14 protein-coding genes are annotated in these 15,772 nt (G+C 54.7%); 11 read left to right on the top strand and 3 right to left on the bottom strand.

Annotated features, from left to right (window positions below; genetic code table 11):
• Nucleotides 1-24: 24 nt before the first annotated feature.
• Entirely contained in the window at nucleotides 25-1,587 is a 1,563-nt protein-coding gene (locus EV12_RS05085; RefSeq protein WP_036912830.1) for a bifunctional ADP-dependent NAD(P)H-hydrate dehydratase/NAD(P)H-hydrate epimerase, read from the top strand.
• A gap of 145 nt (nucleotides 1,588-1,732) precedes the next feature.
• Nucleotides 1,733-2,674: an RpoD/SigA family RNA polymerase sigma factor gene (locus EV12_RS05080; protein WP_036912827.1), complete on the top strand. Its 942-nt coding sequence runs from the start codon at nucleotides 1,733-1,735 to the stop codon at nucleotides 2,672-2,674.
• A 65-nt stretch (nucleotides 2,675-2,739) separates the two neighbouring features.
• On the opposite strand, the gene pdhA is transcribed toward EV12_RS05080, so the two are convergent.
• Complete coding sequence (pdhA, locus tag EV12_RS05075) at nucleotides 2,740-3,831, bottom strand: pyruvate dehydrogenase (acetyl-transferring) E1 component subunit alpha (RefSeq protein ID WP_036912824.1); 1,092 nt, start codon at nucleotides 3,829-3,831, stop codon at nucleotides 2,740-2,742.
• 83 nt (nucleotides 3,832-3,914) lie between these two features.
• Between pdhA and EV12_RS05070 the strand changes: the two genes are divergently transcribed.
• The 7 genes from EV12_RS05070 (at nucleotide 3,915) to EV12_RS05040 (ending at nucleotide 12,709) form a co-directional block, all read left to right on the top strand.
• Complete coding sequence (locus tag EV12_RS05070; RefSeq protein ID WP_036912820.1) at nucleotides 3,915-5,936, top strand: IMS domain-containing protein; 2,022 nt, start codon at nucleotides 3,915-3,917, stop codon at nucleotides 5,934-5,936.
• Between the two features lie 69 nt (nucleotides 5,937-6,005).
• Nucleotides 6,006-7,490, top strand: coding sequence for a signal recognition particle protein (gene ffh / locus EV12_RS05065; protein WP_036912817.1), 1,485 nt, complete (start codon nucleotides 6,006-6,008; stop codon nucleotides 7,488-7,490).
• 81 nt (nucleotides 7,491-7,571) lie between these two features.
• Complete coding sequence (gene rpsP / locus EV12_RS05060) at nucleotides 7,572-7,940, top strand: 30S ribosomal protein S16 (protein WP_011826578.1); 369 nt, start codon at nucleotides 7,572-7,574, stop codon at nucleotides 7,938-7,940.
• 8 nt (nucleotides 7,941-7,948) lie between these two features.
• Nucleotides 7,949-8,920 carry a PhoH family protein gene (locus EV12_RS05055; protein WP_036912814.1) on the top strand — a complete coding sequence of 324 codons (972 nt, stop codon included), beginning with the start codon at nucleotides 7,949-7,951 and terminating at the stop codon, nucleotides 8,918-8,920.
• A 76-nt stretch (nucleotides 8,921-8,996) separates the two neighbouring features.
• A complete protein-coding gene (locus EV12_RS05050) occupies nucleotides 8,997-9,737 on the top strand; it encodes a Bax inhibitor-1/YccA family protein (RefSeq protein WP_036912812.1) in 741 nt (246 codons plus the stop codon).
• A gap of 108 nt (nucleotides 9,738-9,845) precedes the next feature.
• Nucleotides 9,846-11,288: a sugar porter family MFS transporter gene (locus EV12_RS05045; protein ID WP_036912810.1), complete on the top strand. Its 1,443-nt coding sequence runs from the start codon at nucleotides 9,846-9,848 to the stop codon at nucleotides 11,286-11,288.
• A 65-nt stretch (nucleotides 11,289-11,353) separates the two neighbouring features.
• Nucleotides 11,354-12,709 (top strand): carbohydrate porin, encoded by a 1,356-nt coding sequence (locus EV12_RS05040; protein WP_241466477.1) that lies wholly within the window; start codon nucleotides 11,354-11,356, stop codon nucleotides 12,707-12,709.
• An 8-nt stretch (nucleotides 12,710-12,717) separates the two neighbouring features.
• Here EV12_RS05040 and EV12_RS05035 read toward each other — a convergent pair whose 3' ends face one another.
• Nucleotides 12,718-12,906: a hypothetical protein gene (locus EV12_RS05035; RefSeq protein ID WP_241466474.1), complete on the bottom strand. Its 189-nt coding sequence runs from the start codon at nucleotides 12,904-12,906 to the stop codon at nucleotides 12,718-12,720.
• A gap of 175 nt (nucleotides 12,907-13,081) precedes the next feature.
• Here EV12_RS05035 and EV12_RS05030 point away from each other — a divergent pair, with 175 nt between their 5' ends.
• Complete coding sequence (locus EV12_RS05030; protein ID WP_036912803.1) at nucleotides 13,082-14,584, top strand: arylsulfatase; 1,503 nt, start codon at nucleotides 13,082-13,084, stop codon at nucleotides 14,582-14,584.
• Nucleotides 14,585-14,634: 50 nt separating this feature from the next.
• Here the strand turns inward: EV12_RS05030 and EV12_RS14050 are convergent, their stop codons facing one another.
• Nucleotides 14,635-14,862 carry a hypothetical protein gene (locus EV12_RS14050; protein ID WP_152562303.1) on the bottom strand — a complete coding sequence of 76 codons (228 nt, stop codon included), beginning with the start codon at nucleotides 14,860-14,862 and terminating at the stop codon, nucleotides 14,635-14,637.
• Here EV12_RS14050 and EV12_RS05025 point away from each other — a divergent pair.
• The gene (locus EV12_RS05025; RefSeq protein ID WP_241466475.1) at nucleotides 14,852-15,757 is read left to right on the top strand and encodes a formylglycine-generating enzyme family protein; all 906 of its coding nucleotides are present in this window, start codon (nucleotides 14,852-14,854) and stop codon (nucleotides 15,755-15,757) included. The two genes, EV12_RS14050 and EV12_RS05025, sit on opposite strands and share 11 nt — an antisense overlap.
• The last annotated feature ends 15 nt before the right edge of the window (nucleotides 15,758-15,772 follow it).

Below are 15,772 nucleotides of genomic sequence, written 5' to 3'. Positions count from 1 at the left end.
AGTGAGGTCCCATGCGCTCCAGTCTTGTCCTGGCCCCCATCGAACGCTGATCATCTTTTGGTTACTGCTGCACAGATGGCAGCTCTAGAAGAGGAGATGTTTGCCAGCGGCTTGCCGGTGGCTGCTTTGATGGAAAAAGTAGGCCAGGCGATGGCGGCTTGGTTTCGCCAACAGTCTGAGTTGTTGGCAGATGGTGTGGTGGTGTTGGTGGGCCCTGGCCATAACGGTGGTGATGGATTGGTGGTGGCCAGGGAGTTGCACCTTGCAGGGGTGAAGGTCCAGCTCTGGGCGCCCTTGCCGATCCGTCAACCATTAACGGTCCAGCATTGGACTTACGTTAAATGGCTTGGCATTCAGCAACTAGATAACGCTCCTGATGTTGCTGGTGAGTCTCTATGGATCGAGGCTCTGTTTGGGCTGGGACAATCCCGCCCGCTCCCTGAAACGTTGGCAACGTTGTTGCAGGCGCGCCAGCGCTGCCAGCCAGGCAAGTTGGTGAGTTTGGATGTGCCTGCAGGGCTGTGTTCAGATTCCGGCATCCCTTTCCCAGGCGGCGCCGCCGTGGCGATGACGACACTCACTGTGGGGTTGCTCAAGCAAGGCCTTATTCAGGATGCGGCGATCGATCAGGTTGGCCGTCTGGTGCGGGTTGATATGGGCGTGCCGGAGATCTTGTTGAAGCAGTTGCCAGAGTCGCAACCCCGGCGGATCTGTTCTGCGGATGTGGCCACCCTTCCCTGGCAGCATCCAGCAGCAAGCGCGATGAAATACGAACGAGGGCGGGTGTTGGTGATCGCTGGTAGTGATGATTACCCTGGGGCGGCTTCTCTGGCCATTCAGGGTGCTATCGCTAGCGGTGCTGGCAGCATTCAAGCCGCTGTGCCTGTTGCAGTAGCGGATCAGCTTTGGCAAGTGGCGCCTGAAGTTGTCTTAGCAGCCGCGCTTGAGAGTTCTACGGCAGGTGGCATGGCCGTGGCTAATTGGCTGGCTAGTCATGAGCTCAGCCGGTTCGATGCCGTCTTGATTGGGCCAGGCTTAGGTCGAGGTGGAGAACCTTGGTCATTGTTGGCAGAACCGTTGCAGCGCTTTGCAGGCTTGTTGGTGTTGGATGCTGATGGTCTGAATCGATTGGCGCTGGCCACTGAAGGATGGCAATGGTTACAGCAGCGCCAAGGGAACACCTGGATTACTCCTCATGCAGGTGAGTTCAGGAGATTGTTTCCGCAACTCAAGGATCGGCAACCTCTCGATGCGGCTCTGGAAGCATCCCGGCTTTGTGGGGCAGCTGTGCTGCTTAAGGGAGCACACAGTGTGGTTGCGGATCCGTCTGGTGCCGCCTGGCAGCTAGGAGAGACAGCTAGTTGGGTTGCTCGTACTGGGCTTGGGGATCTGTTGGCTGGTTATGCAGCTGGCTTGGGATCTATGGATGCTGCTAAGGCTCAGGCTTGCCAGGGTGAGTCTTTGGCCGTAGTGGCGTTTCTTCATGCCGAGGCTGCACGTCGATGCCGTCAAGGCAGTTCAGCAGGTTCTATCGCTCAATCCCTTGCGGAACTCACGATTAGCTTGCAATCAAATGAATGTGATTAAGGGCACATCAAACGGTATGAATGCAAACGATAAATACCTAATTATTTCGACTCCTCTGCATAAATCCGAAAGCTTTTTTAAAGCTGCAGGGTTTTGCTGAAATTTGTAGGACAATTTCTGTCCAAATAAATCAGGAGCCGTTGAAATGGTTTCAGCAGCGCCTAAATCAGCAGAAACACAGAGGCGTAGAAGTTCTGATCCTGTCAGCTGGTACCTCACAACGATTGGGCGGATACCTCTGCTTACCCCTGCTGAGGAGATTGAACTTGGCAATCAAGTTCAGACGATGATGAGTCTCACTCAAGACGGCTCAGTTGCGCCTGATGATAAGGAGTTCACGACACATCAGCGTCGCATGATTCGCATTGGTCGTCGTGCCAAGGAACGCATGATGAAGGCCAATCTTCGTCTTGTTGTGAGTGTTGCCAAGAAATATCAAGGCAAAGGACTGGAACTCCTCGATCTCATTCAGGAGGGTTCACTTGGTTTAGAGCGTGCTGTTGAAAAGTTTGATCCAACCCGTGGCTACAAGTTTTCGACCTATGCGTTTTGGTGGATTCGTCAGAGCATGACACGTGCGATTGCGTGCCAGTCGCGCACGATTCGCCTTCCTGTACATCTCAGTGAAAGGCTGACCACGATTCGAAAGGTTTCTCTGGATTTGGCTCACAAGCTTGGAGCGATGCCCAGTCGCTTCGAGATCGCAGAAGCGATGGATATCCCTCTTGATGAACTCGATTCTTTGCTGCGTCAGGCGCTAACAACCAGCAGTTTGGATGCGCCAGTGAATGGCGAAGAAGGACGAAGTTTTCTTGGTGATCTGATCGCTGATTCCTCTCTTGGCGAACCTCTCGACAAGGTGGAGCAGCGTATTCATCATGAGCAGCTCGGGCGTTGGCTCAGCCATCTCAGTGAGCAGGAGCAGCATGTCCTTAAGCTCCGTTTTGGTCTAGAAACCCATGATCGACACACTTTGGCTGAGATTGGTCGCTTAATGGAAGTCTCGCGTGAGCGTGTTCGTCAAGTGGAATTAAAGGCCTTGCGCAAGCTGCGTAACCTCACGCGTAGGGTGCCCAACGGGATCTGAAACTGCCTTACTTTTTTATGTTGTTGCCTCTGCTTGCTTCCAGTACTTAGTGATCAAGACGGGTATCAATCTTCAGCCCAGATGTAGCGAGTGAGTTCCTTGGGATTTGGTTCGGCTGCTGCAAGAGCAAATTCCACGCAGTCATTGATTTCCGCATCGATCTCTTTTTCAATAGCCCGCAGTTCATCAGCACGCACCAAAGAATCAGAGGTGAGATCCTTTTCAAGAGCCTTTATGGGATCTCGTTTTGCCCAGAATTGCTTTTCCTCTTCGGCGCGTAGTTCATCTGGATCAGCAAGAGAGTGGCCACGGAATCGATAGGTGAGGCACTCCAGCAGGGTGGGGCCTTCACCAGCCCTGGCTCTTTTTATTGCTCTCTGAGTGGCAGCTCTTACGGCGAGAACATCCATGCCGTCAACCTCTTCGCCGGCCATCCCGAAGGCAGCAGCTTTTTGCCAGATTTCCGGTTCACTGGTGGCTCGCTCATGGGCCATGCCAATGGCCCATTTGTTGTTCTCGACAACGAAAAGGATTGGCAGCTGCCAAAGCTGCGCCATGTTGAGGCACTCAAAGAACTGGCCGTTGTTGCAGGTGCCGTCACCGAAAAAAGCTGCTGTTACAGCATTGCTGCTGGCATCACCCAGGGCATCCCGCTTATAGCGACTGGTGAAGGCTGCCCCCAGGGCGATGGGAATCCCTTCGCCGATGAAGGCAAATCCTCCTAGGAGGTGATGCTCTTGCGAAAACAGATGCATAGAGCCCCCACGACCTTTGCTACAGCCGGTTTCCTTGCCGAAGAGCTCACTCATTACTTCGCGGGCGGGTACTCCGGCGCTAAGGGCATGAACGTGATCGCGATAAGTACTGCAAAACCAATCGTGCTGGCGTTTCATGGCACCGATCACACCTGTGCTAACGGCTTCTTGGCCGTTGTAGAGGTGAACGAAGCCAAACATTTTTCCCCGGTAGTACATCTCGGCACATTTGTCCTCGAAGCGTCGCCCAAGGGTCATGTCTCGGAAGAGTTCTAGGCCGATCTGACGATCAATCTTGGCGCGTTTGGAGCTGATTAGCGTGGAGATTCTCTCGCCATGGCGGCCGGCTGCCAGGGGTTTTGCCGTGCTTTGGTCTGAGCTCACGGAGGTTTTCTGGCTCATGACAGACGACCGTCATTCGAGTAACGACTGTAATGGTCCGTTGATTAGGAATGGGCAAAATCCCTTCCAATGTCTAGAGTTTTATGCCAATCGCTGAGCAGCTGGTGGACCTGCCAATTGATCATTTCCGCTTGCTGGGTGTCAGTCCTTCGGCAGACAGTGAGGCGATTTTGCGGGCCTTGGAGTTGAGGTTGGATCGCTGCCCTGACCAAGGTTTTACCCATGAGGTTTTAACTCAGCGGGCAGAATTGTTGCGGCTTTCAGCAGATTTGCTGACCGATCCGCCACGGCGTCAGACCTATGAGACTGCCTTGTTGGAGCTCAGTCGTGATCATCCAGGCGAGACCGCCGGTCTTGATGTGTCACCTAGTAGAGAGGTGGCAGGGCTGATCTTGCTGTTTGAAGCTAATTCTCCTCATGAGGTCTTTCATCTCGCCTCTAAGGGATTGCAGCCGCCCCAGTCCCCGGCGCTAGGTAGCGAACGAGAAGCTGACCTCGCTTTGTTGTTGGCGCTGGCCTGTCGGGCTGCAGCCGCTGAGGAACAGGAACAACGCCGTTATGAAGCAGCAGCGTCTCTTCTGCATGACGGGATTCAGTTGCTGCAGAGGATGGGCAAGCTCTCCGAAGAGTGCCACAAGCTTGAGAACGATTTAGATGTTCTTCTGCCCTATCGCATTCTCGACTTATTGAGTCGGGATCTTGGTGATCAGGTTTCTCACCAGGAGGGACTGCGCCTACTTGACAACTTTGTGAGCCAGAGAGGAGGCCTTGAGGGAACGGCCCCATCGCCTGCACCTGGGGGTCTTGATCAGTCCGAATTTGACAACTTCTTCAAGCAGATCAGAAAGTTTTTGACAGTTCAGGAACAGGTTGATCTTTACCTGCGCTGGCAGCAAGCCGGATCAGCAGATGCGGGTTTTCTTGGTGGGTTGGCTCTCGCTGCTGTTGGATTTTCGCGTCGGAAGCCTGAACGGGTGCAGGAAGCTCGGCAGCACTTAGAGAGTCTTGAACTCGCTGGATTCGACCCGTTGCCGATGCTGGGTTGCTTGGACCTCTTGCTCGGAGATGTAGGCCGCGCTCAGGAGCGCTTTCTGCGCAGTACAGATCCTCGACTGAAGGACTGTCTTAACAGCCACCCTGGCGATGAATTGGCTGCTTTTTGCGAGTACTGCCGCTCTTGGCTGCGAGGGGATGTGCTTCCCGGTTATAGGGATGTGGATGCGGAGGCCGTTGATCTGGAGGCTTGGTTTGCTGATCGGGATGTTCAGGCCTATGTCGAACGCCTGGAACGCAGCGAGAATCGTGCTTCGTCTTTAGGTAAGGCCTTTTTAGGTAAGGCCTTCTCAGAATCGTCTTTGAAGCAACCCTTCCCTTGGGCTCCTCTTGATCCCGATGGGATTTTGCCCCTCTCTCTTGGTGGGCCTGAGGTTGGTCAACCTGCATCTGACCCGAGCTCTGATGAGTTTGCCAGCGATGGCATTGCATGGATTGATCGTTTAGCAGATCTGCCACGTCCCACGCGGCCGGTGCTGATCGGTTCTGTTGTCTTTGCGGCCCTGATTGCAGCCTTTGCAGGCTTCAGTTTGTTTGGTCAACGTCCTCGTCCTTCAGTCAGCACGGCTGCTGATCAGCCTCAAGTCACAGCGCCACCCACAGCCACACTGCAAGAGGAGGTCCTCAAGCCTCAAGTCCCTGTCAGCGCTGTGGTTGAGCCGCTTACTTTGGAGCAGCCGAATCAGGCACAGCTCAAAGGCCTGCTTCAGGCCTGGCTCAGCAACAAGGCAGTTGTGCTTGCTGGTGGCAAGAGTGATGCTTTGCCTGAGGTTGCAAGAGATCCATTAGTGCAGCGCGTGACGCAAGAGCGTGCCAGGGATGTTGCTTTAGCTGAGACCCAGAAGGTTGTGGCCAGCATCAGCTCTGTAGAGGTGGTGAGTCGAACGCCGCAGCGTATTGAGCTGAATGCAGTTGTGACCTATCGCGATCAACGCTTTGATGCTGCCGGCAAGGTTGTTGACCAAACGCCGCAAAAGGATCTTTCGGTGACTTACATCCTTGGTCGTGATGCCGATCGTTGGCGCCTGCATGAATACATCAGCGGCAAATAATCACTGTTTTGCCTAAGGGCTAGCCATCGCTTTTTACGATGAGCTCATAGCCCTTGGCACGTTGGCATCATGTTTGAAGAACTTTCAGCCCGCTTTGAAGATGCAGTTAAGGGGCTGAGAGGCCAGGCAAAGATCAGCGATACCAATGTTGAGGATGCTCTTAAGCAGGTGCGACGTGCCCTTTTAGGGGCTGATGTGAGTCTTGAGGTCGTGCGCGAGTTTGTCGACGAGGTGCGGCAGAAGGCGTTGGGTGCCGAAGTGGTTCGAGGTGTGACTCCTGATCAGAAGTTTGTTCAGGTGGTGCATCAGCAGCTGGTGGAGGTGATGGGTGGTGATAACGCTCCCATGGCTGAGGCTGAAGATTCACCAACGGTGGTGCTAATGGCTGGCTTGCAGGGGGCTGGCAAAACCACTGCCACAGCGAAGCTTGGACTTCACCTCAAAGATCAGGGTCAGCGGCCACTGATGGTTGCTGCTGATGTCTATCGGCCGGCTGCCATTGATCAGCTCCGCACCCTTGGCGAGCAGATCGGAGTGGATGTGTTCAGCCTCGGAGACGATGTCAAACCTGAGGAGATTGCGGCAGCAGGACTTGCCAAGGCGCGTGAGGAAGGTTTTGACACCTTGTTAGTGGATACGGCAGGTCGGCTTCAGATCGATACCGAGATGATGGAGGAAATGGTGCGGATTCGTTCTGCCGTAGAGCCCGATGAAGTGCTCTTGGTGGTGGATTCGATGATCGGTCAGGAGGCGGCTGAACTCACTCGGGCCTTCCACGACAAGGTTGGTATCACTGGATCTGTTCTCACCAAGCTGGATGGTGATTCCCGCGGTGGGGCTGCGCTTTCGATTCGCAAGGTGAGTGGTCAGCCGATCAAGTTCATCGGTACTGGTGAAAAAGTTGAGGCTTTACAGCCTTTTCATCCGGAACGCATGGCCAGCCGCATCCTCGGTATGGGCGATGTGCTCACCCTGGTGGAGAAAGCTCAGAAGGAGGTGGAGCTTGCTGATGTTGAGAAGATGCAGAAGAAGCTGCAGGAAGCCTCGTTTGATTTCTCGGATTTCCTGCAACAGACGCGACTGATTAAACGGATGGGTTCCCTCGGTGGTTTGATCAAGATGATGCCGGGCATGAACAAGCTGGATGACGGCATGCTCAAACAGGGAGAGCAGCAGCTCAAGCGCATCGAGGCAATGATTGGCTCGATGACTGCTGATGAGCGCAATCAGCCTGAATTGCTTGCTTCACAGCCTTCTCGTCGTCGTCGTATCGCTGGTGGGAGTGGCCACAGCTCCGCTGACGTGGACAAAGTTTTGGCTGATTTTCAGAAAATGCGTGGCTTAATGCAGCAGATGAGTAAGGGCGGTGGCATGCCAGGAATGCCTGGAATGCCAGGAATGGGTGGAGGGTTGCCCGGTATGGGGGGGCCTGGTGGTGGCATGCCTGGCATGGGAGGCGCAGGCATGCCAGAGCCAGCTTCAGGTGGTCGCGGTGGTGGTTCCCCTAGGCGTCAGCGACCGGTGAAAAAGAAGAAGGGGTTTGGACAGTTGTAATTGGCCGCAGGCTATGGTTGTTGTTTGGCGTGTGTTTAAAACACCGCTGAACAATCCACCTTTTACGAACTTAGGGCCACGATGATCAAGCTCCGCCTGAAGCGGTTTGGCAAGAAGCGGGAAGCGAGTTTCCGCCTCGTGGCCTGTAACAGCACCTCTCGTCGTGACGGTCGCCCTTTACAGGAGCTTGGCTTTTATAACCCTCGCACGAAGGAAACGCGGCTCGACACTGAGGCACTGCGTTTGCGTCTTAGTCAGGGAGCTCAGCCCACTGATGCAGTTCGATCTTTGTTGGAGAAAGGCGGGCTGATTGAAAAGACCGTTCGCCCTGCTGAGGTTGTTGGTAAGGCCAAGCAGGCTGAAGCCCGCAAGGCTGGTGCAAAGAATGTGGCCAAACAAGCTGCAGAAGCAAAGGCTGAGGAAACTCCTGCTGACAACACAGAAGCCTGAGTTGTTGCATGGCCGGAGTCACCTCAGAGGGTCGCTTCGTTCTGGATCTTCCCGATACTGACGCTGCGCTGGCTCTTGCAGGCAACGGTGAACAGACATTGCATCACCTTCAGGCCTTAACCGGGGCTTCTTTGGTGATTAGGGGGCTTCAGCTTGTGATCGGCGGCCGCCCTGCTCAATTGGAACGTGCCGCAGCAGTGGTTGAGTTGATCAGACCTCTGTGGCAAGAAGGCCAGGCTGTTTCAGCTGTTGATTTGCAGGCGGCGCTTACGGCTCTTGATACTGGCCGTAGGGATGCTCATGCTGAATTGGCTGATCAGGTGTTGGCCCGCAGTCAGCGAGGCAACCTGCTGCGGCCGAGGACATTGCGCCAGAAGGCTTATGTCGAGGCTATGGAGCGCCACGATCTCACCTTCGCTCTTGGGCCTGCAGGAACGGGTAAAACTTTTTTGGCCACAGTGTTGGCAGTGCGCATGCTGAGTGAGCGAAAGGTTGAGCGCCTGGTGCTGACTCGCCCGGCGGTAGAGGCCGGTGAACGCCTGGGTTTTCTTCCCGGTGACCTACAGCAGAAAGTCGATCCTTATCTGCGTCCGCTTTATGACGCTCTTCACGCCCTACTAGGAGCTGAGAAAACCACCACATTGCTGGAGAAGGGGGTGATCGAAGTGGCCCCCCTTGCTTACATGCGAGGGCGCACCTTGGAAGAGGCTTTTGTGATCCTCGATGAGGCTCAGAACACAACGCCGGCTCAGATGCGCATGGTGCTCACCCGGCTTGGGGAGCATTCGCGCATGGTTGTCACGGGTGACACCACCCAGGTGGATCTGCCAGCGGGCCAGCTCAGCGGCCTTGTGGATGCTGCTGAGGTGCTCGCTGATATCAACGGTGTCGCTGTCTGTCGCCTCACCTCTGCAGATGTGGTGCGTCACCCGCTTGTGCAAAAGGTGGTTGAGGCTTATGCACGCCGAGATCAACGATAGGGAGACCCGCACTCAAAAAATCAGCAAAACCCCTTTTTTACTGGCAAAGTAACTGGGTTAAATGATCTGGTGAGCCATGCCGGCAAGCAGCAATTTTCAGGAGGCCATTCGCGAGGCGCAATCCAGCGCCTTGGTTGGCCCCAATGTCGTTAACAAGGCCCTGCCCTATGTGGGTGGTGGCATGGTGCTCACCGCCGCTGGCGTGTTGGGAGGGATCGCCACTGTTCAATCCATGGGTTGGCAAGCTTTCCAACCCTTGTCGCTGATTGCGATCATCCCCTGGTTCATCCTTTTCTTTGTTGCCCAGAATGCAGCAAAAAAAGGCAATAACGCCACCGCTCTTCCCCTGCTGGCCACCTTCAGCCTGTTGACGGGTTTCACCCTCACTGGTTTGGTTCTTCAGGCTGTCGCCGTTGCTGGTGCGGCCTCTATCGGTATCGCTGCTTTGGCGACTGGTCTCACCTTTGCGATTGCCTCGGTTGTTGGTAGGCGCATGAGCGACAGCGTCGGTCAGGCTCTTCAAGGGGTGGTTGGTCTTGGTCTGATCGGCTTGATCATCGCCATGGTGGTGCAACTGATTGGCAGCATTTTTGCTCCGCAGGTTTTCGCAATCGGCACCTTTGAATTGATGATCGCCGGCTTTGGCACGGTGCTCTTTGTAGGCATGGCCTTCGTGGACTTCTACACGATGCCTCGCACCTACACGGATGATCAGTACCTTTCAGGTGCTTTAGGGATGTATCTCACCTACATCAATCTGTTCATCTTCATTTTGCGTCTAATCATTGCCATTCAAGGTGGCGGTCGACGTAACTGAACTCAGAAAGAAGAATGCTTCAGCCCCGCTTATGCGGGGCTTTTTTGTTGCTTGATTCAGTTGAGATCTGTTGCGGCACTGGTTGCAGGCTCTTAAATCAGAGTTGCATTGCCGTTAGCAAAGAAGCAGCTTTTGGACCCCTCTAATCAGCTTTCTGATCAGAGAAATAAGAGACGACGTTTACGTTTCATTCTTCAGATTGCAATTTCAGCAGCCTTAGGAGGGTTTCTCTTTGGCTACGACACGGCAGTGATCAATGGAGCTGTCGGTGCGATTGGTACCGCGTTCACCGTCTCCAAGGAAACCCTCGGCTTTGCTGTTGCCTCAGCTTTGCTGGGTTCCGCATTGGGAGCGTTCACCGCTGGATGGCTCTCCGATCGAATCGGTCGTCGCAACAGCATGCTGGTTGCTGCACTGATGTTTCTTGTTGGTTCCATCGGCGCTGCTCTTGCCCCAACGATTACCACCCTGATCATCTGGCGGGTCGTTGGTGGTCTGGCCGTCGGTTTCGCCAGTGTGTTGGCGCCCGCTTATATCGCCGAGATCTCTCCTGCATCAATGCGCGGACAGCTTGGCTCACTACAGCAGCTGGCGATTGTTATCGGTATTTTCCTGGCGTTGCTGTTCGATTACGTCATTGTTCTTTTTACTTCTGATCAGAATCCAGTTTCAGTGATCGGTCCTCTAGCTGCCTGGCGCTGGATGTTCATGTCTGAAATCATCCCCGCAGCTCTTTACGCAGTACTTGTGATCGGCATTCCAGAGAGTCCTCGCTATCTCGTGCAGAAAGGTTTGACGCAGCGTGCGAAGGCGGTGATTGAAAAAACGCTGCATGAACCTGCAGATCAGGTGATTGCCAGGATCCAGAGCAGCCTGGTTAACACCCATCAAGGCAAGTTAAGTGAACTGTTCGATCGCCACACCATCCTGCTGCCGATCATCTGGACCGGAGTGATGCTGGCGATCTTCCAGCAGTTTGTGGGCATCAATGTGATCTTCTATTACTCCAGCGTCCTCTGGCAGGCCGTTGGTTTCAGCGCCGAGGACAGTCTGATCGTCACGGTGATCACCTCGATCACAAATGTCGTTACCACCTTCATTGCGATTGCATTTATTGATCGTCTCGGCCGCAAGCCCCTGCTTTTGGCTGGTTCGGTTTTGATGGCGGTGAACCTCGGCGTGATGAGCTGGGCCTTTGCCGGTGCCCCTCTCGTCAACGGTTCGCCTCACCTTGCCGGGGCAGGAGCCATCGTGGCTTTGATTGCCGCCAATCTGTTCGTGTTCGCCTTCGGTTTCTCCTGGGGACCGGTGATGTGGGTGATGCTCGGAGAAATGTTTAACAACCGCATCCGTGCTGTGGCAATCGGGCTGTGCGCCATGGTCAATTGGATTGCCAATTTCATAATTTCCGACACCTTTCCTGGCTTGCTGGAACGCTCAGGTCCTGCACTCGCCTACGGCCTGTACGCCACGGCTGCGGCGATCTCCTTCTTCCTCGTGCTGTTTTTCGTCAGGGAGACCAAAGGCAAGGAGCTGGAGGAGATGGCCTGATGGTCTGATCAGCAAGGCTCTCTCCAAGGGTCTATTCGCTTTAAGCCTCTTTCTCCCTGTTCGTGATGCGTTCTTTTTGCGTTGGACTACTAAGGGCTATGGCCTGCCTGAGTCTGGTGGCATCGTCATTGGTTGCTGTCCGTGCTGAACCGCTCGAAGACCGCACTGAACTATCCCTTGATGTCGAAAGGCTCGAAGTGATTGCGCAGCCCTGGTTGCATGACTGGCTCTGGCTTCCAGAGTGGATCCGCCTGTCGTTCAACTACACCAACGAGATTGACGCTAACCCGAGTGGAGGCAATCAGCAGACGGGAACCTATACCCACAATGTTGCCATTAATTCGGCCTTCTCAAGCGGCTTCGGCAAGGAGGCGAGCGAATGGCAGGAGATCGACCACTGGACGTTGAATATCACAGCGTCCCAGAGATCAGGCACCAGCCTCTCGCAGAAGATTCCCAACGAGCTCGCCGTTCAGCAGATCTACGGCTATGGGCAGACGTTTCGGTTGGCGGGACTCTGGCTGGAGCGCAATCAAGCTGAGGATGGCCTGCTGAAGATGAAGTTCGGCAAATTCGCCACCTTCGATGACTTCGCTTCATCGCCTCTTTATTGCTTTTACACCAACAACGGTTTCTGCGGGCAGAACTGGGGGATTCCCAATTCCCTACCGGTGATGGCCTATCCGGCGAACCAATACGGGTTCGTGTTTTATCTCGGCGAGGTGGACGGACCTCATGTCCGTTCAGGGACTTACCAGATCAACCCAGATGGGGCGGAACCGGCATTCCATGGCGCTGATTTTCAGATTCGCGATAGCGATGGTCTGGCCCAGTTCGTGCAGTTGAATGTGCCATTCGCTTCCGGGAAGCCCCAGGCGGCAAGACGTCTCGAGGATGGATCCGTGGTAATCGTCCCAGAGGATGAGCTGGAGGTTTACTACGTGTCCGGTCTTCCGCAACCGGGGTTGCAGTTAGGTGGATGGATCGGCAACTGGCAGTTCCCACTGGTGAATGGCAGTGGCAAGATCTCTCAGAGCAACGAAGGTGTCTATGGTCTGGTCTCAGTGCCCTGGGACTTCGGGGGGCTGGTGCTCGATGGCCGGTTGTGGGCCAATGCAACTTATGGATTGACTCAGAGCGTCCAGGATGTTCCCAACACTTATGCCGGGGGCTGGGTCGGCAAAGGTCTGTTCCGCAATCGCCCTCACGATGCCGTTGTGATCGGACTGGCCAATGCCAACTGGAGCCGAGACATCGCTGATGGTCCGATTTGGGAATCAGCCCTGGAATTGGGTTATCAGTTCATGCTCGGCAGCAATGTCTCGATTCAGCCGGGGGTTCAATACATCTTCAATCCGATGGGCAAGGGCGATGTGGATGATCCATTGGTGCTCGGCCTGCAGATGAGCTTTTCCTTCTGATTGATGAATTAGCTCTCAGCGATGGCAACGATGCTGTCGCCGATGGCCTTTCGCTGATCCACGTCGTAGCCCCAGCGATCGAGAAAATTGATATCTTCCCCGCGGTTGTGCTGAACAGCCTCAAGCAGTTGTTCCAGTTTTGTTTTGACGGACTCAGGTTCGAGCCGCAGCAGCAGTTCAGTACAGCGGGATGTCACTTTTTTCGACAGACCACTAAGGACCATGACCTGTTAAACCTTATATCGTTGATGTGATATCGCGTATTTGAATTTATTTACGACTGTGATTTGGGATTGTGTGCAAGTTGCTGTGGATTGCATACCCTTTGATGGGTGGTCATGATCGCCTCTACATCTTGCGATTTCATTCTTCATGCCTAACGGAAAACCAAATGTTCTGATTCTCTGGGGAGACGATATCGGCCAGAGCAATCTCAGCTGCTATAGCGATGGTTTGATGGGCTATCAGACCCCAAATATTGATCGTGTTGCCAAAGAGGGTGGCCGCTTCATCCATTCCTACGCTGAGCAGAGCTGCACCGCAGGTAGGGCCGCCTTCATCTCTGGCCAGAGTGTGTTCCGCACCGGCCTCAGCAAGGTGGGGATGCCAGGTGCAGAGATTGGCTATGCAGCTGAAGACCCCACCATTGCCGAGTTGTTAAAGCCGCTTGGTTATCGCACTGGTCAGTTTGGTAAGAACCATTTCGGTGACCGCGATGAACATCTGCCGACGGCTCACGGTTTTGATGAGTTCTTCGGCAACCTCTATCACCTCAATGCTGAGGAGGAACCGGAGCATGACGACTATCCCAAACCAGAAGATTTTCCTGATTTCCGTAAGAAATTCGGGCCCCGTGGGGTGATGCACTGCTGGGCCAATCCTGATGGCACGCAGCGCATTGAGGACACCGGACCGCTGACCAAAAAGCGTATGGAAACCTGCGACTCAGAGTTCCTGAGGGAAGCCAAGCGATTCATTCGTGATGTGGTGGCCTCAGGCGAGCCTTTCTTCGTGTGGTTCAACGCCACCCATATGCATTTCCGTACCCATGTCCGTCCAGAAGACAAGGGCCGTGCTGGTCGCTGGCAGTCGGAATATCACGACGCCATGCTCTATCACGACGATTGCATTGGCGAGATGCTCGACCTACTGGATGAGCTGGGTGTGACTGATGACACCCTCGTTATGTACAGCACCGATAACGGTCCTCACATGAACAGTTGGCCCGATGGTGCCATGACTCCTTTCCGTAATGAGAAGAACTCAAACTGGGAAGGTGCCTATCGCGTACCAGCATTGGTGCGTTGGCCAGGCAAGATTGCTCCAGGCACCCTCTTCACCGAGATTGTCAGTCACCTGGATTGGTTGCCCTCAATTCTTGCCATTGCAGGGGAGTCGGATATCAAGTCCAAACTCAAGGCTGGGCATCAGGTCGGCAGCAAAAACTTCAAGGTGCATCTCGATGGCTACAACATGCTCGATTACTGGACGGGCAAGACCGACAAGAGCCCCCGCTCGGAATTCTTTTACTTCAGTGACGATGGCGATCTCACGGCCCTGCGTTACGACAACTGGAAGTTTGTGTTCATGGAGCAGCGAGCGGTAGGGACTTTGCAGGTTTGGGCGGAACCGTTCACCACCCTGCGCATTCCGAAGGTCTTCAATCTCAAGACCGATCCCTACGAGCGCGCTGATATCACCTCCAACTCCTATTGGGAGTGGTATATCGATCACATTTTCCTGTTGTCGCCAGCACAGGCTTATGTCGCCCATTTCCTCGATTCATTCAAGGAGTTTCCACCCCGCCATAAGGCGGCCAGCTTCAACTTGTCTCGAGTTCTGGAGAAGATGGCGAGTACATCAGGGCAGTCCTGAGGCTTTCCCAAAGGATGGGCGGCTTGTCTTGATGGACATGCCGCCTGGTTTTATGGCTTGAGCTCTGAATCGGCTTGGCCAGGCTGAGCAAAAGCAGCCATCATCAACCGATTGTGATCAAGCACATTTGCGTAGGGAGTTTCAGCTCTTTCCACCCCGCCCCCTATGACTGCCGCTGATTCTTCCTTCTCTCCTGCTTCCGTCAAACGCCCACCTGGTCGACCACCGGCGCGAGAGATGGTTTGGATTCCCGGTGGTTTGTTCCAGATGGGTTCCAATGATCATTACCCGGAGGAAGCGCCTGCACATCGAGTCGGCGTCGAAGGTTTCTGGATTGACCGTGGGCCTGTCACCAACGGGCAGTTTCGGAAGTTCGTCAAGGCCACGGGCCATCAGACCGTTGCCGAAAAACCCGCTGATCCAGCGGCCTACCCTGACGCCCTGCCTGAGTTGCTGGCTGCCGCTTCGATCGTTTTTGTACCGCCATCCGGGCCTGTCGGAACAGCAGATCCCTATCGCTGGTGGAAGTATCTGCCAGGGGCGAATTGGCGCCATCCTGAAGGGCCGGGGAGCTCGATCAAGGGGCGTGAGCAACACCCTGTGGTGCATGTCACCCATGAAGATGCCCAGGCTTATGCCGCCTGGGCAGGTAAGCAGTTGCCAAGCGAAGCGGAGTGGGAGCGTGCTGCTCGAGCTGAATTAGAAGCCGCCGAGTTTGCCTGGGGGGATGAACTTCATCCTGGCGGCAGGCTTATGGCCAATACATTTCATGGTGATTTCCCCCATTACAACAGCTGCTTAGATGGTTGGGAGCGAACCTCCCCTGTCGGCATCTTCCCGGCAAATGGCTACGGTCTACTCGACATGATCGGCAACGTTTGGGAGTGGACCGACGATTGGTATCACGATCATCAGGCCAGGCTCCAAGTCCATAAGGCTGCGGGAGGCTGTTGCACGATTCAGAATCCGCGCGGAGCACAAGAGCAGGCCAGCATTGATACCAGCTCTCAACACGGTGATAGTCCACGCAAGGTGGTCAAGGGAGGTTCCTTCCTTTGTGCACCAAGCTATTGCCGTCGCTATCGACCAGCTGCACGGATGGCCCAGGGGATCGATACGTCTACCTGCCATCAGGGGTTTCGTTGCATCATTCGTGTGCAATCGCAGGATTGATGGTGAACGTCTTGA

The organism is Prochlorococcus sp. MIT 0701 (assembly GCF_000760295.1).
Lineage (GTDB): Bacteria > Cyanobacteriota > Cyanobacteriia > PCC-6307 > Cyanobiaceae > Prochlorococcus.
Note: the sequence above shows the minus strand (reverse complement) of the source record. Positions and strands in the feature narration are given on the sequence as shown.